The sequence below is a fragment of the Pseudomonas sp. AGC41 genome (assembly GCF_057334555.1).
Genome location: NZ_JBHFJB010000082.1, coordinates 29537 through 30770, shown reverse-complemented (window position 1 = coordinate 30770; position 1234 = coordinate 29537). Strand labels below are relative to the sequence as shown.

2 protein-coding genes are annotated in these 1234 nt (G+C 62.2%); both read left to right on the top strand.

The genetic code is table 11. The annotated features are described in order from the left end of the window. Positions 1 to 121 precede the first annotated feature (121 nt). Positions 122 to 487 (top strand): cupin domain-containing protein, encoded by a 366-nt coding sequence (locus tag ACE04F_RS14825; protein WP_486107820.1) that lies wholly within the window; start codon positions 122 to 124, stop codon positions 485 to 487. 50 nt (positions 488 to 537) lie between these two features. Next, positions 538 to 1194, top strand: a complete 657-nt coding sequence (locus ACE04F_RS14820) for a helix-turn-helix transcriptional regulator (RefSeq protein ID WP_486107818.1) — start codon at positions 538 to 540, stop codon at positions 1192 to 1194. Positions 1195 to 1234 lie beyond the last annotated feature (40 nt).

The following is a 1234-nucleotide window of genomic DNA, read 5'->3' as shown; positions in this document are numbered from 1 at the left end:
CGCTACGACAGTCGACATGGAGGTTGTCTGACTCAACGCTTTCGCGAGCAGGCTCGCTCCCCCAGAGGGCACGCTTGACCCGGATTGAACATACACGCCGATTTTTATCAGGAGATATCCCATGCCGCTTACCACCCTCGAAAAAAACATCCAACTGTCCGACCTGGACGCCTGGGGCACCGTTGCCGACCTCGGTTCGCAGATTCTCGAAGGCGAAGTCAAAGCCTTCGGCAAGATGACCTTCGGTGCGCCCACCGACCCGGTCAGCAGCGCCTACTTCGGCACCACACAAGGCAAGTTCCGCATGGTCTATCCGTTCGCCGAACAGGCCACCGTGGTCACCGGCGAAGTGGTCCTCACCGACGAAGCCACTGGCCAGAGCACCCGCTACAAGGCCGGCGACAGCTGGTTCGTGACCAAGGGCACGGCCGTCCTGTGGGAAGTGGTCAGCGAAAGTTTCGTGAAACACTACTTCGCGGTAGCCTGACCGATTCCGGCTGCCGGCCCCGTCGGCAGCCTCTTGGCGGAGTCTGGAAAATGAATGTCATCGCGGTACAAGACATAGGAAGTCATTGCCTGAACGCCTTCACGCAACTCATTCCGGCCAGCCGGGCGGCGTTCTATCGCGTAGACCGGCAATTGCAGGCCTACGACTTCAGCTTGCACGGCATGAGTGGCGAGATGCACCAGGACTATCTCGATCATTACTGCGCGTTCGATCCGCTGCGCCCGCGAAACTGTCTCTCCAGTCCGAGCGTCGTCCCGCTGAGCCTGGCCATGGCCCGCCAACCGGTCCGCGACAATCGTTGCTACCAGCGTTTCCTGCAGCGCTATGGCGTGGTGGATGTCGTGGAAGTGTTCGTCCATCGCGCCGGCCAGCCGCAAGCGGCGATTTCAATGCTGCGCACCGCCGAACAAGGCGCGTTCACCGGCCAGCAATTGAGCCAGCTCAGCGCGCTGCAAACGTTGCTGCATCTGGCGGTGACCCAGTTGCCCTGCACGGACGACGGCCTCGGCCAGCTGACGCCCAAGGAGCGGCAGATTGCGCTGTTGCTGCGCGAGGGCGCCAGTAACAAACAACTGGCCCGAGCGCTGGACATCGGCCTGCCGACGGTCAAGACCCACCTGATCAACCTGTTCCGCAAGACCGGCGTGAGCAATCGTACCGAGCTGGTCAGCAGCCTTTTCCTGTAACACCAGATGTGTGCCCCCCGTGGGGGGGGGGGGGGGGGGG